Origin of the sequence: Paracoccus mutanolyticus (genome assembly GCF_003285265.1) — a bacterium.
Lineage (GTDB): Bacteria > Pseudomonadota > Alphaproteobacteria > Rhodobacterales > Rhodobacteraceae > Paracoccus > Paracoccus yeei.
Genome location: NZ_CP030239.1, coordinates 2,892,546 through 2,916,786, shown reverse-complemented (window position 1 = coordinate 2,916,786; position 24,241 = coordinate 2,892,546). Strand labels below are relative to the sequence as shown.

The window sequence follows — 24,241 nt, the reverse complement described above, 5'->3', positions numbered from 1 at the left end:
GCTCGTTGTTGACGGGCTGAAGGCTTCCCGGAGGCTATCACCACGGCCTTCCCCGAGACCATGGTCCAGACCTGTATCGTCCATCTGATCCGGCATTCGATGAACTTCTGCAGCTGGAAGGACCGCAAGGCGGTGGCCGCCGATCTGCGCCCGATCTACGAGGCCCCGACCGCCGAGGAGGCCGCCCGCCAGTTGGAGGTATTCGAGGAAAAGTGGGCCGGGAAATACCCGTCCATCGCCCCGGCCTGGCGCCGGGCATGGGCCGAGGTCACGCCGTTCTATGCCTTCAGCGCGGCGATCCGGAAGATCATCTATACGACCAACGCAGTGGAATCGCTGAACCGGGTGCTGCGGAAAACGCTGAAGACCAAGGGCTCCTTCCCGACCGAGGAAGCTGCCACGAAGCTGATCTTCCTGGCCATCCGCAACTTCGAGAAGGGCGGCCGCACCGTCCGGGAGTGGGTTGCGGCCCGCAATCAGCTGGCCATAATGTTCGCCGGGCGCTTCGACGCCTGAACGTATCTGAAAACCGCATGGGCCCGCTCAGATACACAGAGTTCCTGACACTCCCCTGAAAACCGCATGGGCCCGCTCAGATACACAGAGTTCCTGACACTCCCAAGGCTTCCGTTACGGGCTGAGCCGCCGGGACGCTTCAGCCTGTTCCTTGAGGACGGCCGGGTGGGGATCGACACGGATGTTGTTGAACAGCCCCTTTCTCAGGTCTTGTTCGGTTTTGATGGTGTGTCCGTCCACCTTCAACCATGCGGGCATAGGCCGCTTCTGCTTGTGCGACGAGTTCCATCTCCCGGTGACGGATTTCCTTGATCCAATAGTCGTGGCCCGGACCTGCTGGCCCATGAGCCCGCGGGGCCCCGGCGCGCAACTCAAGCTTCCGCATCTTCATCGCGACAAAGGCCGGGCGCGCCCATCGATAGGGGGCCTCCTTTGTCAGCAGTTGCCAGATCAGCGCTGCAATCTTGCGCGCGGTCGCGACGGCGGCGACGTTGTGCCCCTTGCGATCCTTGATCCGAAGAAAGAAGGCCCGCAACGGGCCTGGCACGGAAGCCGCCGACCAGGCGGCCTCTATCAGCATGGTGCGCCCGATCGTATTCCCCTGCTTTGAGATCCGACCATGGATGGCACCGCGATCGCCGGACTGTCGGATCCGGGGTGTCAGCCCGAAATAGCTTGCGAGACGATCCGGTGCGGAAAAGCGGGAGATGTCGCCGATCGCGGCGATAACCGCAGTGGCGACCGCGACATTGATCCCGGCGATGCTCATCAACTTGCGCATTCGGCTGTCGTCGAGTGCAATTCCCGCCAATGTTTGGTCCAGTTTTGCCAGCTTACCCCCCAGCCAGTCCAACTCATCCAGATGCCGGATCAGCAGATCACGTTCTGCCTTCGGCAGCGGTGCCGAGGCCAGCCATCTCCTGCCGCCCTTGCCAAACAGGTGCCCGGTATATTTGGCGACAAGGTTCGCATGCAGAACAGCCTGAACCCGGCTCTTGACCCGGCGGATTGATCTCACCGCTGCGGCGCGTTCGGAAACGAGGCGCCGCAGGTTCAGCGTCTGATCATCTGCGGCCCAGACTTCTGGCAGGAACCCTGCGGCATGAAGTTGCGCCAGAATTTTGGCGTCCACCTTGTCGGTCTTCACCCGTGCATGGGCGATGGCCTTCACCTGCAGCGGGTTCGCGATGACGACCCGCGCCACGAAAGGTGTCAGAAGTCTGACGATGGCCGCGGTATTGCCGGTCGCTTCCAGAACGACCTCGTCATCTGAACGTAGGGCCTGCCCGAAGGCCACCACCGCTTCATGATCAAGATCGATCCTGATCTCTGTCGTCTTTCCTCCCTCAAGGATCGCGACCTGCGCGAAGCTTCGGTGGACATCCATTCCAATGGATCGCATGCAAAATCCTCCCTGTTGCCGATGGGGAGTGCGCGGGCTGTGCGACATCTACGGATACGCGCTCGCAGCGCAGACGGGATAGTCGCAGGGGCGGCCAGATAACAACGCGAGCTCGCAGCTCATAGTCAATTCGGCCTGCCCGCTTCTTCGCACTCCGACGCCCCTTCCAGACTATGGCGACTCTTCCGTGCCGGTCCGTCGTTCCTCGACGACGGTCGTATCTGCATCACGACAACAACCCGGCCGAGCGGGCCCTGCGCCCGATCGGACTCGGAAGAAAAAATTGGCTCTTCGCGGGGGCCGATACCGGCGCCGAAACGCTGGCCCGCGCCATGACGCTCATTGAAACCGCCAAGATGAACGGCCTCGACCCCCAGGCCTAACTTGGGTGCTGACCCACATTGCCGATCACAAGATCAACCGCATCGACGAACTCGCACCGTGGGCTTGGCAGCAACGATGAATGTCAACCGCAGTCCGCCTGATGGCAACCGATCACCCATATCTGCACTCTCGACTACGTCGCCAGGATGCTGGACGAGGCCATCACGGCCCTGACCGACGACGGCATCGACGACAACCTCAGCACGGCGCGATCTCACGTCGCCAGGATGCTGGACGAGGCCATCACGGCCCTGACCGACGACGGCATCGACGAACTAACGGACATGCTCAGAGACGCGCGCCTCACAGCGGAAACCTGGCACCAGTTCCTCGACGACTTCGTCAGCGATCCTGAACTCGTGCAACGCTTCAAGGCTCAACCGCCGCGGTAACAATCGGCCGGTTACGATTCTTCGCCGTAGCATTACGGATCAGGTTCGCTTCTGGCTGGCTCCGGCTAAGCCCATTTGGGCGTTCGTTGTTGTAGGTCCATAGCCATTCGGTGGCGATCTGCTGCACCTCCTCGATGGTTTCAAAGATGTAGAGGTCGAGCCATTCGTGCCGAACCGTCCGGTTGTAGCGCTCGACATAGGCGTTCTGCTGCGGCTTTCCGGGCTGGATGTAGGTCAGGGCGATGCCCTGCTTCTCGGCCCAGATTGTCAGCGTGGCACTGACGTATTCCGGGCCGTTATCGACCCGGATCGCCAGCGGTTTGCCGCGCCATTCAATGATCTGGTTCAGGGCTCGGACGACCCGCTCGGCGGGCAGCGAAAAATCGACCTCGATACCCAGCCCCCCGGTTGAACTGATGCCTCAAGCGGCAAATCCTTCCCGTCGGGCACGCCGAGCGGCATGAAGGCGGGCACGCCGCGCAAGATGAACAGATCGGTCAGCGCATCAATCACGCTTCTGTCGAATTCAGCCTGCGCCGCACCTTGATCGTCAGACATTCGCGACTGAACTCATCAAGGATGTTCAACGTCCGGAACACCTTGCCATCATCGGTGCGGCAATGAACAAAATCATACGACCAGACATGATCCCGGTATTGCGGCCGCAACCGGACGCAGATCGGCAATCATCTCGTTCTCGTCGTCACGCTTCGGACTATAGCGAAAGCAGGTCTCGCTGACGCCGAACGCCCGGCAGGCCAGCGCGATGCTAACCCCCTTCGTCGCCACCGCCTTCTCGGCCAGCTCCCGGCGCTGAGCTGGACGCGTCACTTTTTTCCCAGAGCCTCTCGAAGCAGATCGGCCTGCATGCTGAGATCGGCGAACATGGCTTCGGGCAACCACTTCTCGACCCCCCCCCCCACATCGGGGCCTATATAGACATGGGCGCCCAGTATCGCCCTCTCTCGTCATGGCCGGCGAAGAACGCCTTCTTTCGGGTCAAGGCGATCGGCCGGATCAGACGCGGCCAGCCCGGCCTCGGCCTGACGCAGCACGCCCATGATCTGGGCATCGGTGAAACGGCTCTTCTTCATCGCAATCTCTTTGCGCATCCTGCCGAGAAAATTCTACCTCCGCATCCCCTTGACCATGGGGAGGATTACCTCATTGCCCTATCTGACGACGAGCCTGCCTAACTGCATCGGCGCCGCGCTCGTGCTGCACGCTTCCGGCCACCTTCCGAGCAGTAGACGGCGTCGGCCGCCTGGACCGGCTCGAGCACGACTGCACCAGCCAGCTTTCCAGCCCGCTGTCCGTCCCCGGTCTCGACCTCGATCCGGTCCTTCGCATCGCCCGCGCCGTGCAACAGCCCGTCCAGCACCGAGACCGCGATGCCGCGCGGATCATCGGCGGGATGGTTGGGTTGCAGCCGCGTGGCCAGCGTGCCCTGCCTGCCGATGGTGTTGCGGAAGGCGGTGACGACCTCGGCCTTGCGCGCGACCCGGACGATCCGGTCGCGCATCAGCTTGCTGACGGCCGCATGAAGCGCCGAGAGGTGATACCCGACCGTGGTCGGATCGGTGGCCGTGGCTGTCGCCCGCCTTTCGCCGCCCTCCAGCATCGACGTCAGGGTGCTCCGCGAGGGCGGATCGCAGCCCTCGCATGATATCCGCCGTCTCCGGGCGGCCCTTCGCCAGCGCAGCCGGTCGAACTTCGGCCACTGCATCGCCCCGCAATGCGGACACGGCACGATGAACCGCCGTTGGTCGCTGGCCTCGAACTCCCGCTCGATCCGGCTCAGCACCCGAATGGCGGGCGTCGAGCCTGCAGAACCTCGCCGAGGGCGAAGTCCGTCGACGCCTCGGCCAGCGTGACCGGATCGCCTTCCTCCGTCCTGGGCGAGGCCGGAAGGCCTCGACCATGCGAGGTGCTCTCGGGCCAGAATGGAGCGCAGCCCGCGGCCGGTTCGCGCTGTCATGAATCAGGATGCCGCCCGCGAGCTCCTTGCGAAGATGCGCTGCTGCCCGGCGTCGAGGGCATGGGCGGTCCCTTTGGCTGCCTGAACCGCGCGCGCTATGGCATCAGCTGGGGCGCGATGGGCGCGGCCGAGGATTGCTGGTTCCGCGCCCGCCAATACGGGCTGGACCGCCAGCATTTGGCCCCGCCGCGGCGGACGCGCCCGTCAGTGTTGCCCGCCCGGTCGCGCCGACCTGCGCGGCCTCATGAACACGATCCGCTGCCGGACCCCGGCATAGCCGACATGTTTCGCGCATGTCGGGCGGCGCGGCGTGGCGATCGCCCCGGTTGGCCGAGCGCTGGCCCGCGAGCACCGGTAGCCGGCCGCCCATTCCGAGCCGGTCAGGTCGGGTCGGGCCGCAGACCGTGCCCTCGGGCGTGGCGGTCTCGCCCGCGCCGTCGAAGTCCGTCAGTGCTTCATCATCACCGAAAGTCGGGCCGGACCTCGGCAAGCTCGTCGAGGTGAGCACGGACAGTTTCTCCAGGACCATCTGACGCGGCTGGCTCGACGCCCGATCGGCCCCATCAGCGCCGCCGCGCGCGCCGGCCAGTCACGAATGCGTCCTGTTCCTCCCGCGCCGCCGGAACGCCAGCGCCAGCGCGCGGGCCCGCCGACAACCCCCCCAGCGTCTGAAGCCGATGCGACGCTCCTGCGCCTTCAGACCTTAATAGCCGGCTTCGCGTGCGGTCGCTGCCGCCCCCGACGGACGGAACCGAAAGGCTCTACTCGCGCATCGTATCGACCGCTGCGGACAAGCCGGCCTCAGGGCCGGTTTGAGCTTCGGCGCAGGCGGCTTGCGGCTTGAACTGCTCCGTCGTCTCGGCGCGCCGAGCGTCGCTGGCGGCCGCGTTGATGCTGCCATCGGGATAGAGGACCAGTCGCTCGGCGGTCTTCGCCTTCTGAATCACGCCCCGCGACAGCCCGACATGGGCGGCGTCAGGTGCTCGCTTCAGCCCTGCACGACGGCTTGGATTGGGGTGATTGTGATTATCTGGTGGTGCCCTTTCTGGGTGATAAGCATGCCACAGAGCGAACGGTCGTCCAGAAGAACTGTATTCATAGCTCGAGCCACCAGAGACCCGCCGCGCCACTGAAAGCCCGAGGTCGTGGGCCTTTACGTCATCCGTGATCGACGGATGGAACGCCCTTCCGCCTGGGCTTCGCCATCGAACGAGCCCGGACGAGACCATTGTGGGCATGAAGGCACTCTACCACTACCGCGCCCGCCTCCGCGAGATCAGCGACATGGCGTTCCGCGAAGGCGAACACGCCGCCTGAACATCCCCCGACTAAACCGACTGACAAAGCAAGTTCCCATGGCCAGCTTGCTGATGGCAGCATGCGCGCCCACGAGTACGGAGATCATGGTCCTGCGCCACACCTATGTCGCCGACAGCGAAGAGGACGCCCGGCGCGGTGCCGAAGAACGAAACATGTCTTTCTACCAACTATTTCGGCGCGTGGTTCAAAAACGAAAAGCCCATCAGCATGGGCCTGATCGAGGAAATCACCCCGGAACAGGCGGCCAAACACCCGTTCTATTCACCCGAAGGAGCGAAGCCCGATCACCATGCGCGCGATGCCGCTGGCGCAGACCACGCTCGGGATCCGGAGGCCTAAAGTCCACGAAGGCAGGGGTCCCTGAGGGTGCGGCGCAGTAGGACTGGGAGCTTCTGCCCAGAAGCCCTGATCGAGTTTACCAGCTCCTCCAAGCCGTCACCATCGAGCAGATCGCCACCGGGATTCCGGTGCAATACAAGATCGTCCGAGGCGCCATGCCCTCGATGATGGGCAAGCTGCAGGACCATGACCTGAGAAGGTCAAGGACGCGGTCGGGTCTACACCCTGAAGTAGGTCGCAAGATCGACGCGCGTGGAAAAAGGCGCTATATTCGCACCTAATTGGATGCGCGTGGGGTGGCCATGTCATGCAATTCGCCGGCATCGTGACCGAGTTCAAGCCGGGCGAGGTCTGATCCGCGACAAGCAGTCGGTCGGCCGCAGATCCTGACTTGATCGGCGTTCCGTCGATCGAATGGATGCCGAGGCGTGGCACGACATGGCAGGACCAGCTCGACTTGCCGATGCCGTCGCGCGATCCGCAGGGGATCTGACGCAGGCCCGTGCGGTGAAGGCACCGATGCGGGCACGAGCTTCGACGGCCTTGCCCAGCGAAATGACGCCCCTTCCCGATGACATCGGCCGAACCTGCGGATGATCTGACAGGTCGGCCTACCTGCGAGGATGGGCATCACGAGAGCCGCGGATGAATGGCTGGCAGGCATCCGCGACACGATCCTCGCCCCGGCGCGGTGCCGGAAGCTCATCCGATTGCCCCCGAGTCGCGTGATCTCGATCTACCGATTCCGCCGCGCGCTTTGAAAGGCGACCACATGGCGAATCTACTGTGCCGTCATGGATCGGCTGAACGCTGCGGGACGCATGGTCCTCGTGCTCACCGCCACCGCGACCCGCATAGCCTCGAACACCCGCCGCAAGGCGAAGGAACGCACTATCGATGCGATGGTAAAAATCCCGCCCATCGCCATGTTCTGCGTCAGCGTGACGTGCAGCCCGAAGAACGGGAAGATCAGGATCTGCGTGGCGACGGCAACGCCATATCCGACGGTGACATTGGCGATGGACTCGACCAGCGACATGAGGCGTGATTGTTTCATGCTGCCTTGCTCCGGCGGCGCTTGCGGGGGGCGGCCAGCCGCTCGGTCCTCATCTGCGCGAAGGTCCGGCCGTCGCCATCGAGGATCGCGTCCTTGCCGGTCTCGGCCTGCCAGCGTTCCACGGCGACATCGACATAGGCCGGGCTGATCTCCATCGCGAAGACGCGGCGGAAATTGTGCTCACTGGCATCATTGCAGGCATGGATGAAATAGACCGGCCGGGGACCGCCCTGCGCACATGCTGGCGCATTGGGATGCCGAAGGCGTCGAGCGGTTTCGGCGTCGGGTGGTCGGGCCGCTCGTCCTTCCCGAAGGACGGCATCTCCCACGTCGAGGGCAACGTTTGCTCGGCGACCTTCGGCGGGCGGTTCGGGCGGCGCCAGCCCATGAAGCAGGGCTCGTGCTTCCACAGGTAATGCGACCGGGTCAGGACCCCGCGGTCCTTCACCCAGATGATCTGCTGATGCACAAACGCCCCGGCCTTCTCCCAGCAGGCCTCGAGCATCGCCTGCCTGCGCGAGGCGTGCCAGCAGTACCACGCGGCATCCTCGGTGATCGCCTCGGCCACGGCGGCCCCGATGAAGCCGTCGTAAAGCTCCGCGCCCTGAGAACTGTCGTCCCAGGTCACGCCATAGGACTGCGACCAGTCCTTGTTGCGGGTCGGGTGGTTGCTGCCGTCGTAGTCGACCAGATACGGCGGGTCGGTCGCGAACAGGATCGCCCGCTCGCCGTTCATCAGCCGGCGGACGTCGTCGTGGCAGGTCGCGTCGCCGCAGAGCAGCCGATGGTCGCCGAGGATCCAGAGATCGCCCGTGCGCGATGCCGGGTTCGCGGCGGTTCGCCATCGTCACCACGGCACGGTTGCTCGCGGCCTTATCGTCAACCCCGCCCCCTCCGGCACGAGGCCAGCAGCTGGTCGAGTTCGCCATCCGCGAAACCGACCATGCCGAGTGAGCGTCGAACCCTCTGCCTGAAGGTCGCCGAGTCCGCGCCAGCAGCGCCTCGTCCCACCCGGCCATTCAGCGCGATGCGGTTGTCAGCGACCAGGGCCCGACGCTGGGTGTCCGAGAGCCCCGCCAGCGTGATCGTCGGTACTTCTCCATCCCCAGCAGCCGCGCGGCCAGCACCCGGCCATGACCGGCGATGAGCGTGCCGTCCTCGGCGATCAGCACCGGGTTCACGAAGCCGAACTCGCGGATCGAGCCCGCGATCTCGGCCACCTGCGCCTCGCTGTGGCTGCGGGCGTTGCGCGCGTAGGGCACCAGGCGCGAAACGCCGGTATCATTCACAGCGGCCGCAACGCCGTCATGGGCGGGTGGGTTGCGAAGATCGGGTGCCCAGCATGTCGGATCCGGATGCCGCGCTGGAGTCCACTCGGGGTCCAGCGGCGCCATCGAGATCGGGCCCAACGGCCTGCGTCTCATGTGATGCCCCTATTTCTGCTGTGTCATATGGATCTGGCTTCCGGGTGGCTTCCCAAAATTCCGGCCCTGTCCTATCGATGTGCCGCGCTTCGCCGCCAGTCTACGTCTATTGCCCTGAAGGAACCGCCCACTCGCCGGGGTGGATCCCGGCCGGCTCTCGCGGATACCTGAAGCCAGTCTGCCTCCAGCCCCGCGCGCTGCTCTGGCGAGCATGACAACTTCGAGCCTGGTAGAGGGCTGGCGATGGACTGCGGCCAATGCGTGCCGTGTCTCAGGTGACGGACAATCTTCGCTCTGGCGCGCAGGCTTACGGCCACTGGCCAGCGCGATCACGCGGGGCCGGACCAATTGCCGTTCACCTCTCCGACGATATTGATCTCGGGGCGGTCACGCAGCACCGAGATCTGGCCGTCATAGGTGTCCTTGTCGTTGCCCGACCCCTTGACCCCGCGGACCAGCAGCACGTTGCCCCGCCCCTCCAGGACATCGACAATGCCCTTGGCGCCGGTGGCGCCGTATTCCGCGAAATCCACCCGCAGCTTGATCGCTTGAGCTTGATGAACACCATCGCATTGCGCTGGCCCGAGCCTCCGAAGCCGAAGCCTAGCGCGGCGAACACGCTTTCGGTGGTGTCCTTTTCATCCTGAAGGACGAACTGCTCGACTTCCTCGACCAGCGCCGGGGTCCAGTCGGTCATCGCTGCCCTCCCTCCCGCTGCTGGCCGGGCCGTAGAGCTTGCGGCCCAGCTGCACGACCATCTCCCGCTCGGGCCAGGTCAGCCGCGGATCATCCACCGAGACCGCCAGCAGCCCCAGCTCGTGCCAGCCATCGCGCCGGACCTGATCGGGGTCGCGGCGGCGTGCCGCATTGCTCCTCCAGCGCAGAGGTTGAACGCTTCCCAGCTCGCGAACTCCGGCATCGGCACCATGAAGTTACGCCGCGAATAGCCCACCAGACCCTCGACATTACCCTTGTCGTTTCCCTTGCCCGGGCGGCCATAGCGATCCCGGATCAGGTAATGCCTCGGGGTCTGGACCAATATATCGGCCAAACCATCGGCGGGACGCCTATCACGCAGGACGCCATCCGGGCCATGGCGCATCTGGGCGGCATCGGTGGAGCGGCGAAGTTTCTGCAATCCGGTGGCGCCAGCGCCGCAGACAGACGGTCCAGCTCTCGGCGCTGGTGAGCTCTCATAGGTGATCCCCAGCTTCTCGGCGATGCCCGGACGGAAGTTCACCGCGACGATGTCGACATGCTTCGCCAGTTCGCGGGCGGCGCGCTTGCCTGCCTCCGTGCCGAGATCAAGGACGACGCTGCGGTTCATCGTCAGGAAATAGGCAGCATCGGGTGATGGTCTCGTGTCGGGTTGAGTGTCGAAGGACGTCCGCCATGAGAAATGGTCTCCTCTTCTATGTGCCTCGTTGGAAGGTGTCATCGCGCGCATCCCTTCGTCGTGTTTTTCGGACCTGCGAGTTGTAACGCCATCCGAGTATTCGATGAGGTGGGCCATTTGTTGCGTGCTTCGGAACGCCTGGGGGTGGGCGTGGTACCGAACGCACCTGCGGCGTTCTCCAGTAACTGGCTGCGCCAGCCCACCGCGGCTGGGCACCAACGAAGGAACAAATTGCCGTCATACTCGATACCGTTGAAGGGCTGATACACAGACTGTTCTGCCGAAACTGGCTGAAGAGTTGGAAGAGGCTGTGCCAAGCCGTGGGGGCGGTGGGAAGGCCAAAGCTGGGAAGCCAGTCGTCACCGTCAGGGACAAGATCGACGCAGCACCGAAGGATTTGCGCGCGATCTACGACGAACTGGCCCATGGCCGCCTTGCCCGCGCGATGCATGTTACGAAGTCAGACATCGGGCCCCTCCGGATGGACCCAGACCGCAGGGTTCTCGACCTCCAGCACCATGCCCGAGTGGGCGCATTTGTAATGGCTCGGCTGGACCGGCAGCCCTTGTCCGGTCACTTCTCCGGTCTCCGGATCGACCTGCTCGTCGACCCCGAAGCGCATCCCTTCGACGCAGAGATAGCCGTAGTGTGACCGCGTGGCGGGAAGCCCTGATCGGCGAACTCCCGGCGGAACTTGATCAGTCCCTTGGTCGCGACGCGATCCGTTCGCGCCGGCATGGTTTACGCCGGTGGGAGCACCCCTTCGGTTTTCGAGACGTCGGCGCCTTTTTTCGCTATAGAGACGCCCCTCGGCCGCCTGCTCGGCAGAGACACGTCAATTCCTGCATACGTAGTCCATGGCTGTTCCTCGCCTGATGCTTGGGGCCGACATCATCATCGGACCCCGTTTCAACATCATCACTCTGAGGGACAGCCACCTTCATGGCGATCTGAACAGCGCGGGCCCATTACGGCATCTAGAGCTGCGGTCCGGTGCATCGTCGTCGGGGCGGTGCAGGATCAGGCCGGAGGTGTAGTAGCCCCGGAGAGCACTGGCACCGGAGAGAGCCAGGAACGGATCGTCCTTCACCTGCTGCTTCGAGAGCTTCTTCGTGTGGTGGACGAGGATGACGCCGGCATCGGGATTGACCGCCGCCTGCAGCGCCTCGACGCGCTCCCGCAGGAAGAACATCATCGCGTTGTTGTCGTTCTCGCCGCCGCTGCCGCCATGTGAAAGGACGCCATGCCGCGAAGAGGTTCCGGATCGGATCGATGCAGACGATTTCCGGGCGAGCATCCGGTAAGGTCGCCTGGATGGCGCGCACACGCGAATGTTGCCCTCGAGCTCGGGCAGCAGCTTCAGCCGGGGGTGGCCACAAAGCCGTCTCGGGCGGCAACAAGGACTTCGGACGGCAGGCCGATCTGGTGGAGGCGCTCGCGCAGGTAGTGATACTGCAGCTCGGCCTGCAGGTAGAATACCCGCAGCGGCCGCGGCGGCGTGAAGCCGAGGAACGGCACGCCGGCAGCCATGTGGACGAGCCAGGAGATCAGGAAGTCGCTCTTGCCGACCTTGGGCGCTCCGCCGAGGACGAGCAGCCCGCCCGGGGTGAGCACGCGAGGCGCGATGATGTCGTCGGGCAGCGCGCTGCGGTCATCGAGCAGCTGGCCGAGGCTAAAGGAGGGAATAGCTGTGCGACAGTTCGATATACTGCGCGAGGCTTGCCCCGGTCTCCACCCGCAGACCCAGAGCCGCTCGGACTCGCGCTGAAGACGCCGATCGTCCAGGAGAGCCGCAGCATCGCAGCGTTGTAGCCACAGATCGCCTGCCAGCCCTCTTCCTTCGCCATCCGGCCTTCTGGACCATTCTTATGAGATGGCCGATCGTGCCCGATGCCCCCTCAAAACGACCGTGCCTGCCCGCCCTCTCAGCACCTGGGTCACCAAGACGTCGTCGAGGCAGGTCTTGTCCTATGTGCCGTCGCGACGCCACCATCCCGGCACCCGGCGTGCGCGTTGCATGTGTGTGTCATACATCTGACCCAAACTTGTGATGCCTGACGCTGGCGAAATCGGCTCCTCCAACGGGTGTAGCGTGACAGACATTTTTGCAGTGCCTGCCACCCAAATTTGCAGCACGACCGACATTGCGTCGTCACCGCCGACCTTCAGCGCCATCGTCGCCCGCAGCTGGCAGAGCCGGGCCAGGTCCTCGCCCTCGGCCGGTTCGGTCAGCTTCCACCACAGATGCAGCTTGGGTTGTCCGGCCTTCGTCAACCCGCCGCTCTCGATGGTCAGCGTCGCCGGGCCGAGGTTGCGGATCAGGTGGTCCCGCTTGGCGGAGATGTCGCCCTCGTCGAGATCGACGACCAGCGCCTGCATCTGCCGGACATGCTCAGCGCGGGCCTCGCCGTTGTGTCCGACCGTGCCGGGGATCACATAGATCGCACGGCCGCTTCGCGAGGCGCAGCTCGCAGCTGCGCAAGCTGGCCTGATGCTGTGGCGTCGCGCGATCAGGGTCTGGGGCCCAGCCCCCTTGCCCGCCCCATGTCGGGCAGGCCTCGGACCGGGATCGGCCTTCGCACCAGCCGAACACGACATCGAGGAACGTCGCGATCTGGACCGGGTCGAGCTCCGCGCCAACCGATCTTCGGCCGCCGGGGCGTCGTTGAAGTCCTGCCAGGGTCGGTGGCGATCGTCGGCCCGCATCCGAGAACAGAAACAGCATCAGCAACGCGCGGCCACTGCTTTTGACATTGACCCGCCATTCCATGAAGTCGGGGCCGTCGCCGAAGCAGCTCGCCCGCATCGGTCGCCTGCGGATACGGACGCCCCGGTCCGACATGCGCTGCGCGAGCCCTGCGTCGAAGGGCACAAGCTCGCGGTGCAGTTCGGCCGTGCCTTGTTGATCGCGGTGCACAGCGCCGCATTGGCCGAGATGCCGGGGACGGTCCCTGCCATGTGGCCTGGCAGAGTGCCATCTGCGCGGCATAGACTGGCTTCGCGACGGCGACCCCGTCCTTGACGCAGGCCCGCCAGTTCGTGGCGTTCATGGTCTTGATCGCCGTGGTCGTGGAACGAAATGCCACTGCGGATGAACTGCATCGTATCGGCATCGGACTGCACCGCGGCCACCACCGCCCGCCCGCGACGGAATAGAGCTGGCTCGCCGTCGGCGGCGATGGCCCTTGCGGGTGTAGAGGTCGAGCCCGGCCGCGCGCAGCCAGCGGATGGCCAGATCCTCGAGATGGTGGCCGATCTCGAAGATCCGCAGCGTCTGACCGCCGAAATCCGCGCCCTCATCCTTGGGCGCGCCCGCGAATTCGAACTGCAGGGCGGCTCGCAGAGCATGGCCCTGCCGGGCTGCGCCGGATCGTTCGGGGTGGCGTGGAACCCGCGGTGGTGATCAGCGCGGCATCCGGGTAGCTGCGTTCGATCAGCGCATTCGTCGCCGTCGTCGTGCCGTGCATCAGATAGGAAATCCGTGGCGGCGATGCGCGAATCTCGGCCTGTTGCGATCAGTAATTCGACCGAGCGGTGAGTCGGTGATGGATTCGCCGCCGGTCCAGCCGATCCGGTCCAGCTGCGCGCCCAAGCCGCGTCATCACGATCGCGATGGCCTCGCGCTCTTCGTCGGTCATCCCTGCATGGTCCGTCCCTTTCGATGGCGGGCCGCGAACCATGCCTGGCAGGGCATCGAGCAGAACCAGCGATGCTTGCGGGGGCGTGGTTTGGCGGGATGAAGAAGCCGAAGCCTTGCGCGGGGCGCAGGCAGACGGCGCAGGGCACGAAGCGCGGGTGCCAGAGGCGTGCACGGTCGGAACCTGGCGGGTGCAGATGCGACTTCCGCGACATGGTTCACGCCGCCCTCCCGATGTCCGGGCTGGCACGGCCGACGAGCTGGCGGATTTCGCGCTTGTTGAAGCCGAAGGTCATCAGTGCCGTGGCTGATAGCGGGTCAGGCCATAGTCCTGCCGGAACTCGGGCGGCAGGTATCGCAGCGCTTTTCGGTCGCGGCCTGCTTCAGCCAGCGCTTCGATTTGCAGGCGCTCGCGACGGCCGTATTCGTTCAGCCAGTCATCGGCCTGCGCGAGGCAGACCGTCCGCTCCCCCACGCCCAGAAGCCGGGGGGCCCGGCCCTTCGCGCCACCAACGGCGTGCCAGCGGCCCCCGAGGAAGAAAATCCCGCCCCAGGCATTGAAGCCGCTGGCCATCAACGCGGCGTCATCGCCGAAGAGATCGACCCATGCGAAGCTTGATCGCTTCGGAACGTCGGTCCGGACGTCGATACCGAGCTGTGGACATGGTCCGAAATGCTCCCGCAGTGTGGACAGGCGGCCGCGGCCGCCGCAGAGCGGGCATGTATGGCGGCAAGCGGGATTTCCGCCTGCAAGGCCGGGCAGGTCTTGCGGGAAAAGCTGCCCCGAGACCGCGAATCCCGGCTCTATCTGGCGGCGATCCATGTCTGTTCCTCCTGATGCGAACGAAAGGCCGCCTGCGTCACAGCAGGTTGACGGGGACTTTCAGATACGGGGTTGCCTCGCGCCCCAATCGTGTCCCTTCCCCGCCCGACCATCTGCGCCCAAGCGTCAGGTAGGAAGTCAGCGCAGCAGCACGACGCGAGGTGGGCGTGTGGTCCCAGCCTTGGTGCGGATCGCCATGTATTCGGCATCCGGGTCGCCCGAGGCATAGGCGGCGGTGCATGCGGCGCCGCATACCGAGCCGAGGTCGCCATGGATGTCGGCCGCCGAAACAGCGCCGTCGAAGTCGTCATCGCGTTTTCGGCATGGGCGACCGTGGAACAGAAGACCACGGTCGGCCGCTCGCTTGCCTTTTCCGCCAGTGCCGGACCACCTCGTCCGTCACCGGCGCGCGGTTCATGATCTGTGCGACCTCGGTCATGTCGTAGTCGGCGGCGCTCTTGCGGACGGCGCGCAGCTGGTCTTGCACGCCGACGTCGTGCGCAGATCGGGGGCGGGACGAGGTGGCCCGATGCGATCAGCAGGCCCAGCCGGTGCCTGCGCCAGCACCTCGTCGAAGATCTCGCGCGCCTCGTCGTGGCGACCCAGCCGGCACAGCGCGTCGATCAGCCAGAAGGTGCAGGCGTTGGCGCCCTCGGGCGTGCCGATCGTCCGGCGCTTGTGTCGGCCACGCGTGATGCCTGAGGTTTCCGGGGTGAGCGCGGGCATCGCAGCGACGAGGGCCGCGAACTCACCCAGATCGACCTCGATGGGCTGCTGGTCGACGTCTTCGTGCCCGCGCTGCCTCGGCATCGACGACGGGAGGCGATGTCTGGCAGCAACCCGTCCGAAAGCTTCGCCGGTATGCTGACGCATGATACTCTCAATAAGCGTCTTTTCGTTAGAGTTGATATCACCGCCCTCGAGAACAGCCCCGACATAAGCACCTGCATATGTCTGGAAGTCCATCGCCGCCAGTCTCATCTCCGCCAATCTATTCAGAATCTCCTGCTTTGCAGCCCGATCAGCTTGACGGCGGCGATAGGCGTATGTGTTGCTAGGTCTTCGCTGCGCCCTGGAGGTGACGACCCGGTACGGGCGACGCGGGCTGCTGCTGAACCGGTCGCCCTGCGGATATCGCCTTGCAGACGCAGCCGGTGTCGCTGAACTGGCGCGTTGATGGGGCGCCGACCCCGGTGCCAGTCAGGGACTGGTCAAGCTGCCCCGTCAACCGCTGTCCGGCTGCAACAGCCCGATCATCAATCCGGGCCAGCGCCGTTCGTGCACCCTCTCCAGGCGACTGGATTACGGCATCCAAAGCGCCTTGCGCAGACGGTCCTGCGGATCCGGCCAGCCAGGCATGCTGCGGATCATGCTGCGGCACCATGTGGCCCAGTCGGTCCACGTCGGTCGTGCCGATCAGGGTGAAGTCCTGTTCATAGGGAATGGCAAAGATGATCCGCCCGTCGCTGCCTTGGAAGAAATAGCAGCGGTCGTGCCCTGGGTGGCATAGCCCCAGGGCACCAAGGAAGGTCATGAATTCCCCTGCGGCGATTTCAGTCGACCTGGCCGGTCGCGCCCATCGCGATGATGTTGGTGCAGGACTGGGCGCGTTGATATGCAGATAGGGGCTGCTCATCTGGATTTGCCTTTGCGGATCAGGGCGGTGACGGCCGCGACCATCTCGGGCGGCGTCGAGGTCGGCTTTCGCAGCGACGAGCGCGGGTGATCAATCCCTCATACTACATGCCGCAGGCCATGCGCGACCTGGCGCAGGCGACCGGAACGACGCAACTGGCGCAACTTGCCAATGACGGCGTGCGGATGATCGATGGGCTGGCGGGGGCCGGGGCCGTGGCCGTGAGCGATGGACCAGCTGCACATCACTCCGGACGGCGATTCCGAAAACGATTACTTCATTGTCTTCAATGCCAACCGTGCCGCACTGGAAAATGCGCCGGCCTTCGAATGGGCCGACATGTGATCGAGGTTTTGCGAAGGGGGCGTTCGCGGCCCTCGGTTGCGAGTTGCCTCGCCCGGCGATCATCCGCGCCCTCACACATGGCCCCGCGAACCGCTACCTCTTTGAACCGAGACGGCAGATTTTTTGCCCGATTGGTAGTGCCCAAAGAACTGCGCGGTTTGGTCGGCAAGACGGAACTGCGGGCACCCCTCGGGCCGGATCGCCGAACTGCCATGCGGCTGCTTGCGCGGGGCGGTGGGCAGTTCGTCGCGCGGGCCGGTGGGCCCGCCGGTGACCGAACCGACGGTTTCGCGAAAGCTCAGCCGGATCGGCGCGGCGCGCCCCGGCACGCCGTCGATGGCCAGATCGCCGCCATAGATCGATGCGCGTCCGGGCCGGGATCGATCGTCCAGCGCGCCGGTATTGACGGCCGGACTGCGAAGATGCAGCCCTTGATGCCGCGCGGCTCGGCCAGCCGCTGGTCGGCGGTGATGATGGGCAGGTTCACGCGCGATCCTCCTGCGGCAGGAGTTCGACCTTCAGCGTGCCGGTCTTGACGGTGCGGGCGGGCTCGAAGCCCTGGCGGATCGCCTCGGGCCAGGCGGCATAGCCCTCAGGCAAGCCGCAGATCGTCGCGGTTTCCGCCCCGTAAGGACTTGTCATGAACCTGCAAGGCAAGATCACGCTCGACCATGGCGGCCGGGCGTATGCACTGACCGTCAACTATGCCGCGCTCTGCACGTCGGCGAGGAGGAAACCGCCACGCATGCGAACCTGCCAATCTTGCCACCAAGCCGGGCTGGTGCCTGGGGATGCTGGGCACCCGCCGCCGCAGCTTTGGCAACATCGTCGGCCATGTCGATGACCTGTCGGATGTCGGTTCGATCTCGCGCTGGGTCGGCCAGCAGTTCGACCGGACGCTGAACTGATGTGCCAGCGGGCAGGTGATAGCTGCTGAGCTCGGGGGTCAAGGGGATCATGGGGGCTCCGGATGGATGGAGTCAGGCGGCTTCGAGGAGGCGCATGGAAAGGGCGGGACCGGCCTGGCGGGGTCTGGCCCTGGCGAGGCGATGCACGGATCTGGTCGGGGCCGATGCGGGCCTGGCGAGTCGCCAGCCCCGGCTCGGCGGCCGGCAGCGGGCCATGCCACGAGGCCTGGGCGCGCTGCTGTTCGGCGGGCACCTTCCAGATGATCGAGGTCGCGTCGACCGCGGAAAGCCGCATGGTAGACCGGCGTGTCGCCGGGTGCGGCCGCGCGATCAGGCCGACGCCAGCATTGCGGCGCGGTCGTGGCCAAGCCGAAGACGGCACGCGCCGAGCCGGGAAATGCGAAGCGCCATCATGCCGCACCGCCTTTCCTAGCCTTGCCCAGCATCTCAAGGACGGTCGGCAGCAAGTCGAGCCGAAAGGCCAGCCCCTGCTTGCCGGGACGCCGCCCTCTCGCCGCGATACCAACCCGGCGTTGATGATTCGCGCCGAGATGCTCCAGCGTGTGGCGAGTTCGGTCTGGTTCGGCAGGTTCTGGTTTGCATCGTCGTATCGAGGTGTGTCGTTGGGAGGGGGTGCACGTCGCGGCGCGGGGATGTCGCCGGGACGGTGGGATACGGTGGGGGATCAGCCGGCCCGATCAACATGGGCACGAAAGTATCCGGTTCGGTTCCTGACCGATGCGCTTCCTTCCGCCTTACGAGCGGCATAATGTTTTTTTCGGATCCAAAACTTTTGGGCCGGGGTGTGGGGCTCTCGACTCATAGGCCCGCTCGCCCCACGGCATCGCTAGGCCCTGCGGCCGTGTGCTCATAAGCAGCTGCGTGCTCCTTCTTGGACTGTCGCAAACGTCGGCCATGTTGAGGCTGCGCGTCCAGGCCTGCGAGAGCACCGCCTTGCCGCTTTGCCACGGCTCGCCCCGCATGGCCGCCGCATGCAGGGTCCGCACGACCTGCGCCTGGATCGCACCGAGTCGGAACTCCCGGCCATTGCAGCGGACGCTCTGGTAGTCGGCAGAAGCGTGAAAACCGCCAGCGGACTTCGGCCGGAGGCACCGCCAAAAGCGTCACTGCCTCGAAACGATCGCGTTCTTCGCGTGTTAACCAGCAGAGCCGGCTTGCGGATTTTCAGGCACTCGCGGGAACCGTAGAAGCAGGCATAGTCCGCCTTCGCTGTCCGGAACTGTGTGTCGACGGCCCGGTCGTAGGCCCGCGCCTCGCGGCCCGCGTGCAGGTCCAGCAGCCGCATCCGGGTCAGCACCTGGCCCGGATGGTCCAGAAGCAGCCCGAGCATGCGGCTTTCCCCCGAAGTCAGCGCGATCTCGATGCCCCAGGTCCAGGATGCGGACGGATAGCGCCGGTGGTATTACACAACGCCCGAGAACCCCCTGCCCTTGCTGATGGCCCATCCGATCAGGCCGCGAAGCAGATCGAGGATGAAATGCGCGTTCTCGATCTCCATCCGGGCCGCCGATTCCCATGCAATCGTTTGGCTTTTGTTCAGCGATTTTCGGCCCGATTCGAACTGCACATAATTTCAAAGGTTCTGAAAGGTTGAAGGAACTGCATCAGCTGGTCCGGAGGCCGATACCGGCCGGGGCCCGCTCCGCCAGGTCAGGCCCGGCACCTCGTCGGCGTTCGGCCAGGCCGCGGCATCCGGCCGAATTCGCTTTTCCAGTCCTGCTCGCCGCGCTCGGCCACCAGATCGCGCGAGGCCTCGGACATGACGATGTCGCCCGCGTCAAAGGCGCTGGCGCCCAGAACGCGCACCGCGTGGTAATGCGTCAGGATCAGATAGCGGACCGGCTCCATTTTCATCGAAAGCCCGGAAGATACCTTCGTGGCGATTGCGCATGCGACGCCCCGCCCCGCTAGGGCGGCCGGCCGGGTGACCGGGGCGGTGAGTCCGCTCGCGCCTACCCTCCGCCGTCGTCGATCCGCGACGAGCTGAACGCGGCCGGCGACGACTGGGACGATATCGGCGAAATCAGCGACCTGGTCCTGAGCAAGGACGGCAAGGTCGAAGCCGTGCTGGTCGACATGACGGCTTCCCCAGCCCCCCGGCATCTTCGTCCTCGACGCGGGATGGGCCTGGTAGCCCACGCCGTGCCATCCCGCTGAGGGCGTCCGTCGCCCCGGTGCTGGACCCCGCCCAGATCCCCGGCGTCATCCCCGTCGACGCCAAGACCCCCTATGACATCCGCGAGATCATCGGCCGCATCGTCGACGGCTCGGATTTCGAGGAGCAAGGAGCGCTTCGGCACCGGACGCCAGAAACGCAAATGTTGATCGCGAGACTTCTCCGGGCGCACCTCTGCGATGACTGAAGTCTGCGTCAAGGGGGGCAGAGCATCAACGCGTCTTTGGTCCGTTACATGCTTATCGAGGCTTGCACTGGAAGTCATGATTCACAGTCGATTTCTTTGCAGGCCCTCAGCCGGATCGCTGCCTTGCAGGCCGGCCCGTGTCATCGCATCTCTGGTGGGCCGAGGCTGTGTCAAAACTCAAAATCCTCGGGTCTGGCGAGAACTATTTCCGCCAAGTGGCGCTTCAGGCAAAGTTGAGCAGAACTTTCTCACGTTGATCTCAGGCACAGGAGCTCATAAGTCGGTGCTACAGAAGGAAGTTTTTACACAGTCTCGGCGGAAAGCCGACGGATGGCAGCGCGGCATGGCGGCTGCAGCACATACGGGAAGCGGTCATCCATGCGCGGACCAGTGATCACGCTGCCCGGGTTATGCGAGGGCGGAACTCTGTCTGTGTGCGTTGCAGCAGGTAAACGCCCAGCTCACGGCGGACATGATCAATGCAGGCCCGGCGAGCGGGGCTCAGAAGTTTCGGCCTATGGCTGCCCTGGCTTGCGAAAGGGGCCCTTGAGCCAAGAATATCGTCGGATGGGCCGGACCCGCCGTAGATTTTGCAATTTTATGTTCAGCAGGATTTTTCGGAAGGTGGTTGCCCGGCTGTTGCAGTATGCGTTGTGGAGGACGAGCTGGTTGCGCATACCATTCGGGATTGCTCTATGGTTTTTGTGGATAGAATATGAACCAGCGCGCCAATCAGGCGATGGTCTATGAGATCCTGGCGCTGGTCAAGACAATAAGAATATGCACGGTCTAGATGTTCTTGTCAACTTTTATATTATTTAACATACATGTTCACGTGATGAAATAGCAAATCATGCAACCAGGATCGCAAGCAGCAGCCCCCCGCCCCCCGGCAGTCCGGTGTCGGGTGGCTGGGGCCCCGAACAGGAAAGTGTCTTTAGGCATTTAAAACGTGTCGAGAAGTTTCACGAGCATAGCTGAGGAAGACTTTCGACGGCTTTTTGTGCTTGGTGACCGGGAGCGGCTTGTCCGCGGTAAATTCGCTGGTACGAGCAATAGTGCCCAGATTCAATTGTCCTGCAGAGTCAAGAGAAGGATTTGGAACTGGGCTATGGTAGAAGCGGATGGAGGCATCTCGAAATCGTCTGCTCGTGAACTATCGCGTTCTCGCGTCCTGATCGAAGCGCGATAGTCCTTGCGAAGTTCCGCAGCAGCTCGACAACTTTCTGCTCCATCCGAGCAGAGAAGATCGAGGTAAAGCGTCTAGCCGCTCTTATCTGTTGTTGTCCGGTTTAGTCTCTCGGGACGCATCTCTGGGGGCGTTGGGCCAGCTGAGCGTCATCCGGGTTCGCCAACCCATTGTTCTTCTATCGCAAGATACAGGATAAACTTCGACATTTCGGCTATGATCACCTCAAACCCAGCTTTAGAATTGCTAGGCCGTGCAGAGGTTGATGGCTGCGAGCGGCTTGCTGGTGCCGTCGCTGAATTGGGCGGTCTTGCCTTCGACCCGGTCCAGTGCCGGCTTTTCGTGCGTCGTTGTTCGGGGCCAGACGTTGAAGCCGATCTGGCTTGACGGTGGGATAGCTGGACAGGGCGCCTCTTCTGTGACCGCGATCGAGGGCATCGCGGATTGACTTCTATTTACTGATCGGAGTGCCGCCAGCGGGCGAACATGCGCGATTGTCGACGCGTTGCACGCTGCTCAGCCTTTCCGCATACATGTCCTCGTCACCAAATGGGCGTTCATGCACGACCAATTTCGTATCGATCCGGTCGCCCCGGGCTAGCACGGGTTGTTCGAGCATCCGCATCGCACTGCCCATCGCAGCGCCGGGCACCTGAAAGCAGAATTATCGCAAGACCCTCCACCCCAACCCAAGCAGAAATTTAAAAATGATGGCCCATCAAACACAACCGGTAGCGCTCCGCGCTCACAAAATCCTTGCCAAACTCGACCGAGCTGTCAACACTAATCCCGCAAGCAGGGGCATCATCAACGAAGTTAAAGCACACTCATATCGTTCTGGGCGGCGGATAGCTAGAAGGCGATCTGTGACAAGCTTGATTACCCCATCTGAACCCAGCCACCCCGCACGGTCGCAGGCATCGTACACAACGCGTCAACTCTTCTGGACGAGCCATTTGCAGTGCACATCCACCGCGTGAACGACTTGCGTTCAGAAATACCCCCCCGATTAGTCACTGGAGTTTTGTACGGCTAGGTGGACTATGTGCATCTATTCGGATCTGCTGGTCGTGCGGAGCCGCAGCGGTTGCCCGCGCAGGCCTTCGTTCCGAGGAACTGCGGGCCATTGTCGGCACGGGCGAGAACGACAGCACGAAGGCTGAACTGGGCGATCTGTTCGTGAATGGAATTCCGGCGGAGCTGTCCATGGCCATTCTGCTGTCGCATGGACATGCCGATCATTGTGCCGGGGCGTCGATGCTTGCCGACATGCTCGGCGCTCCCATTCTGGGGCATGAAAGCTTCACCACGCGCATGAGATCTTCCGGCGCTTCGTCGAGGACTACGTTATCCACGGCGGAGTTCGATAGCGAGTGCGTCTCGGTTAGATTCTGGCCTCTGGTTCACAACTCTTAAAGCGACGGCAACTCGACCTCGCCTATGACGTTGTCCCTTGCCGTCAAGCCTCGCCCGTGCTCAGGCATTGACCGAAGCGTTGGCCCGCCTGCCCGGCCGCCCTGGTCTTGAAGTGCGTGATCCGCTATCTATCTGCTCGCGCGCATAGCGAACGAAACCGCCGCGATCGCGGCTTGCGAGGCGGCCCGAACTTTGCCGAGCATATCAGCTGAACGTCCGCCTATTGCCCCCGGCTAGTGCAAACGAAGCGAAGACGTTGCGCCGTTAAAGCCCTTCTCGCGAACGCTGAGTCCTGCTCGGCGGCGGCGGCAAAGGCTTCGAGCTGTTCAATGGAAACCTGCATCCATCTGCTTTCCAGATACGAGCTAACTTTCATTTCGCATGATTGCAGATAGAAAGCCCGCTGCAAACAGGAATGAGACGTATCATGCAGACCCGCAGCCTGTCGGCTACGTGTCGATAAGCTCCTGACCGATCATGGGTTGGACAAGGCAGCCGCGGCCTGACGCAACACCGCCGGAGTGGCCCGCGTGCTTCTTGGACGCCGCCACGCATGTCGGCTCGGTGGAACGCGATCGCGCGTGCACCCTATTCCGTGAAGCAGGGTGCGCAGTCTATTCCGTCCAGAGGGGACGAGGCGTTGTTGGGCGAATCGGCCAGAGCCTACGTGCAGTGCAATCTGCTTCTGCGACATCGCAGCATCCGATTTCGCGATGGCGTCGAATGGTCCGATTTTAGTCCTGCCTGTGGCCGATCCGTTGCTCGGGCGAGATTTCTCTATGCCTTGAAGCTGTAGCCGACGGGTCGCTGTGCAAGCTTCATGAGCAGAACTACACCCACGATGTAACAAACAAATAACTGGCCATCCTACAATGAAACTCTCAATCTCGGACATGGGAATCCGCAAGAAATACCATCAGGATTTCGACCCGGCCGTACTCAAAGGCAAGGACATCCTTGCAGTTGAATCAGTCGGAGGCGTGCTCGAGGAAGCATATGACGACAATGTCTGGGACACAGTTGTGGCGGCATCGCTGGAGACGGCGATGCCATGCCGAAAAGGAGGCGTTCCATGATCTCGTCGCGTTTCGTCGACTTCGTTTTTTCTATATGGCTTTGCTGGGACATCCTCGTTGCCGTAACGAATTCGGCTCGGCGGCCTGTCGGTCCCGACAGCCCTGGGCATTGGTCTATCGTCGCAATGTTCGGCTGTGCTGAAGACCCTGATCGAGCCGCATGGCCACTGTCCTGCGTCCGAGTCGGAGCCTTGACACGATGGATTCGAGCTTTGCGGGTGGTCATGCCGTTGTCGAACTCGAGGAGCTCGAAATCCCGGTATCTGTCGATCCAATCTGCCGAGATTTGTTTGTTTTTGTCTTGACTAGAGCCTTATCGTTACCTCGCCGTCGAGCAGGTTCTTTGTCTATGCCATGACAACCTTCGGAATCGCTTCTTCGCGTCATGTTTCCCGCTCTCTGGTTTGGATTTTCTTAGCGCTCTGAAAATTCATTTACTTGTCATTTTCTGTGCGTGAGCGCGAGCCATTGGCTGCCGCACTTCCCCGAGTTATGGACATTATCACTTGCCAACTGGTGGACAATCTTGCGTGTTCTGCTGCTGCGCTCTACCCGGCATGGGCGCAATGGCTGCTCGCTGATTCCTTGACGCCGTGCACGGAGGTTCAGGTCGTCAGGG

At 63.6% G+C, this 24,241-nt stretch carries 25 protein-coding genes and 7 pseudogenes; 11 read left to right on the top strand and 21 right to left on the bottom strand.

Translation table 11 applies throughout. The features are described 5' to 3' along the window. Positions 1-18 precede the first annotated feature (18 nt). A pseudogene (locus tag DPM13_RS15870) lies at positions 19-516 on the top strand (IS256 family transposase); the annotation flags it as partial. A gap of 203 nt (positions 517-719) precedes the next feature. Here DPM13_RS15870 and DPM13_RS15865 read toward each other — a convergent pair. Beyond that, positions 720-1,903, bottom strand: a pseudogene (locus tag DPM13_RS15865) (IS110 family transposase). Positions 1,904-2,119: 216 nt separating this feature from the next. Between DPM13_RS15865 and DPM13_RS15860 the strand changes: the two are divergent. Next, a pseudogene (locus tag DPM13_RS15860) lies at positions 2,120-2,381 on the top strand (transposase domain-containing protein); the annotation flags it as partial. Positions 2,382-2,448: 67 nt separating this feature from the next. Next, on the top strand, positions 2,449-2,694 hold the full coding sequence (locus DPM13_RS15855; RefSeq protein WP_112888371.1) for a hypothetical protein: 246 nt from the start codon (positions 2,449-2,451) through the stop codon (positions 2,692-2,694). Here DPM13_RS15855 and DPM13_RS27385 read toward each other — a convergent pair. Next, positions 2,672-3,584, bottom strand: a pseudogene (locus tag DPM13_RS27385) (integrase core domain-containing protein); the annotation flags it as partial. The gene DPM13_RS15855 and the pseudogene DPM13_RS27385 sit on opposite strands and share 23 nt — an antisense overlap. A gap of 51 nt (positions 3,585-3,635) precedes the next feature. Between DPM13_RS27385 and DPM13_RS21310 the strand changes: the two are divergent. Next, entirely contained in the window at positions 3,636-3,890 is a 255-nt protein-coding gene (locus DPM13_RS21310; RefSeq protein ID WP_189654732.1) for a hypothetical protein, read from the top strand. Here DPM13_RS21310 and eutB read toward each other — a convergent pair. After that, positions 3,887-4,498, bottom strand: coding sequence for an ethanolamine ammonia-lyase subunit EutB (eutB, locus tag DPM13_RS15840; RefSeq protein WP_262983154.1), 612 nt, complete (start codon positions 4,496-4,498; stop codon positions 3,887-3,889). The two genes, DPM13_RS21310 and eutB, sit on opposite strands and share 4 nt — an antisense overlap. Before the next feature lie 204 nt (positions 4,499-4,702). On the opposite strand from eutB, the pseudogene DPM13_RS24000 reads away from it, so the two are divergent. After that, a pseudogene (locus tag DPM13_RS24000) lies at positions 4,703-4,861 on the top strand (acyl-CoA dehydrogenase); the annotation flags it as partial. A 572-nt stretch (positions 4,862-5,433) separates the two neighbouring features. Here the strand turns inward: DPM13_RS24000 and DPM13_RS23995 are convergent. Further along, entirely contained in the window at positions 5,434-5,619 is a 186-nt protein-coding gene (locus DPM13_RS23995; RefSeq protein ID WP_223252663.1) for a hypothetical protein, read from the bottom strand. Positions 5,620-6,127: 508 nt separating this feature from the next. Between DPM13_RS23995 and DPM13_RS15825 the strand changes: the two genes are divergently transcribed. Continuing rightward, entirely contained in the window at positions 6,128-6,331 is a 204-nt protein-coding gene (locus tag DPM13_RS15825; RefSeq protein WP_145963432.1) for a hypothetical protein, read from the top strand. A gap of 781 nt (positions 6,332-7,112) precedes the next feature. Here DPM13_RS15825 and DPM13_RS15820 read toward each other — a convergent pair. From DPM13_RS15820 to DPM13_RS15785, 9 genes and pseudogenes are all read right to left on the bottom strand, one after another. Further along, the gene (locus tag DPM13_RS15820; protein ID WP_317616331.1) at positions 7,113-7,370 is read right to left on the bottom strand and encodes a DUF7220 family protein; all 258 of its coding nucleotides are present in this window, start codon (positions 7,368-7,370) and stop codon (positions 7,113-7,115) included. A 67-nt stretch (positions 7,371-7,437) separates the two neighbouring features. After that, positions 7,438-8,124, bottom strand: coding sequence for a hypothetical protein (locus tag DPM13_RS23990; protein WP_223252094.1), 687 nt, complete (start codon positions 8,122-8,124; stop codon positions 7,438-7,440). A gap of 283 nt (positions 8,125-8,407) precedes the next feature. Next, on the bottom strand, positions 8,408-8,677 hold the full coding sequence (locus DPM13_RS23985; protein ID WP_223252093.1) for a ParB/Srx family N-terminal domain-containing protein: 270 nt from the start codon (positions 8,675-8,677) through the stop codon (positions 8,408-8,410). 464 nt (positions 8,678-9,141) lie between these two features. After that, a complete protein-coding gene (locus tag DPM13_RS15810; protein ID WP_189654731.1) occupies positions 9,142-9,345 on the bottom strand; it encodes a substrate-binding domain-containing protein in 204 nt (67 codons plus the stop codon). Positions 9,346-10,061: 716 nt separating this feature from the next. After that, positions 10,062-10,139 (bottom strand): annotated as a pseudogene (locus tag DPM13_RS27380) (hypothetical protein); the annotation flags it as partial. A gap of 529 nt (positions 10,140-10,668) precedes the next feature. Then, positions 10,669-10,830, bottom strand: coding sequence for a hypothetical protein (locus DPM13_RS21305; protein ID WP_189654730.1), 162 nt, complete (start codon positions 10,828-10,830; stop codon positions 10,669-10,671). 318 nt (positions 10,831-11,148) lie between these two features. After that, on the bottom strand, positions 11,149-11,505 hold the full coding sequence (locus tag DPM13_RS15795) for an AAA family ATPase (RefSeq protein WP_189654729.1): 357 nt from the start codon (positions 11,503-11,505) through the stop codon (positions 11,149-11,151). A gap of 62 nt (positions 11,506-11,567) precedes the next feature. Next, on the bottom strand, positions 11,568-11,822 hold the full coding sequence (locus DPM13_RS23970) for a helicase RepA family protein (protein WP_262983153.1): 255 nt from the start codon (positions 11,820-11,822) through the stop codon (positions 11,568-11,570). A gap of 354 nt (positions 11,823-12,176) precedes the next feature. Beyond that, positions 12,177-12,587 carry a hypothetical protein gene (locus tag DPM13_RS15785; protein WP_112888365.1) on the bottom strand — a complete coding sequence of 137 codons (411 nt, stop codon included), beginning with the start codon at positions 12,585-12,587 and terminating at the stop codon, positions 12,177-12,179. Between the two features lie 639 nt (positions 12,588-13,226). On the opposite strand from DPM13_RS15785, the gene DPM13_RS25305 reads away from it, so the two are divergent. Further along, positions 13,227-13,364 (top strand): hypothetical protein, encoded by a 138-nt coding sequence (locus DPM13_RS25305; protein WP_262983152.1) that lies wholly within the window; start codon positions 13,227-13,229, stop codon positions 13,362-13,364. Continuing rightward, a complete protein-coding gene (locus DPM13_RS23965; RefSeq protein ID WP_223252092.1) occupies positions 13,300-13,611 on the top strand; it encodes a hypothetical protein in 312 nt (103 codons plus the stop codon). The genes DPM13_RS25305 and DPM13_RS23965 overlap by 65 nt, the downstream gene beginning before the upstream one ends. 529 nt (positions 13,612-14,140) lie before the next feature. On the opposite strand, the gene DPM13_RS20035 is transcribed toward DPM13_RS23965, so the two are convergent. The 7 genes from DPM13_RS20035 to DPM13_RS15735 all read right to left on the bottom strand — a co-directional run bounded on the left by DPM13_RS20035 (position 14,141) and on the right by DPM13_RS15735 (position 19,432). Continuing rightward, positions 14,141-14,668, bottom strand: coding sequence for a hypothetical protein (locus DPM13_RS20035; RefSeq protein WP_145963431.1), 528 nt, complete (start codon positions 14,666-14,668; stop codon positions 14,141-14,143). A 435-nt stretch (positions 14,669-15,103) separates the two neighbouring features. Continuing rightward, positions 15,104-15,649 carry a pentatricopeptide repeat-containing protein gene (locus tag DPM13_RS21295; protein ID WP_189654956.1) on the bottom strand — a complete coding sequence of 182 codons (546 nt, stop codon included), beginning with the start codon at positions 15,647-15,649 and terminating at the stop codon, positions 15,104-15,106. Positions 15,650-15,722: 73 nt separating this feature from the next. Next, entirely contained in the window at positions 15,723-16,202 is a 480-nt protein-coding gene (locus DPM13_RS15760) for a hypothetical protein (RefSeq protein ID WP_112888363.1), read from the bottom strand. A 745-nt stretch (positions 16,203-16,947) separates the two neighbouring features. Next, entirely contained in the window at positions 16,948-17,136 is a 189-nt protein-coding gene (locus tag DPM13_RS15750) for a hypothetical protein (RefSeq protein ID WP_112888361.1), read from the bottom strand. Then, positions 17,133-17,291, bottom strand: coding sequence for a hypothetical protein (locus DPM13_RS21290; RefSeq protein ID WP_189654955.1), 159 nt, complete (start codon positions 17,289-17,291; stop codon positions 17,133-17,135). Before DPM13_RS21290 ends, DPM13_RS15750 begins: the two co-directional genes overlap by 4 nt. Positions 17,292-18,425: 1,134 nt before the next feature. Next, positions 18,426-18,908 (bottom strand): helix-turn-helix domain-containing protein, encoded by a 483-nt coding sequence (locus DPM13_RS27375; RefSeq protein ID WP_397244819.1) that lies wholly within the window; start codon positions 18,906-18,908, stop codon positions 18,426-18,428. Positions 18,909-19,228: 320 nt separating this feature from the next. Next, positions 19,229-19,432, bottom strand: a complete 204-nt coding sequence (locus DPM13_RS15735; RefSeq protein ID WP_223252091.1) for an MBL fold metallo-hydrolase — start codon at positions 19,430-19,432, stop codon at positions 19,229-19,231. 317 nt (positions 19,433-19,749) lie between these two features. Between DPM13_RS15735 and DPM13_RS26230 the strand changes: the two are divergent. Beyond that, positions 19,750-19,860: pseudogene (locus DPM13_RS26230) on the top strand (carboxyl transferase domain-containing protein); the annotation flags it as partial. Between the two features lie 1,516 nt (positions 19,861-21,376). Here the strand turns inward: DPM13_RS26230 and DPM13_RS15725 are convergent. Further along, positions 21,377-21,568: a hypothetical protein gene (locus DPM13_RS15725; RefSeq protein WP_112888359.1), complete on the bottom strand. Its 192-nt coding sequence runs from the start codon at positions 21,566-21,568 to the stop codon at positions 21,377-21,379. A 768-nt stretch (positions 21,569-22,336) separates the two neighbouring features. On the opposite strand from DPM13_RS15725, the gene DPM13_RS27370 reads away from it, so the two are divergent. Beyond that, the gene (locus tag DPM13_RS27370; protein WP_397244814.1) at positions 22,337-22,546 is read left to right on the top strand and encodes an MBL fold metallo-hydrolase; all 210 of its coding nucleotides are present in this window, start codon (positions 22,337-22,339) and stop codon (positions 22,544-22,546) included. A gap of 872 nt (positions 22,547-23,418) precedes the next feature. Continuing rightward, positions 23,419-23,622, top strand: coding sequence for a hypothetical protein (locus DPM13_RS20030; protein WP_189654728.1), 204 nt, complete (start codon positions 23,419-23,421; stop codon positions 23,620-23,622). The last annotated feature ends 619 nt before the right edge of the window (positions 23,623-24,241 follow it).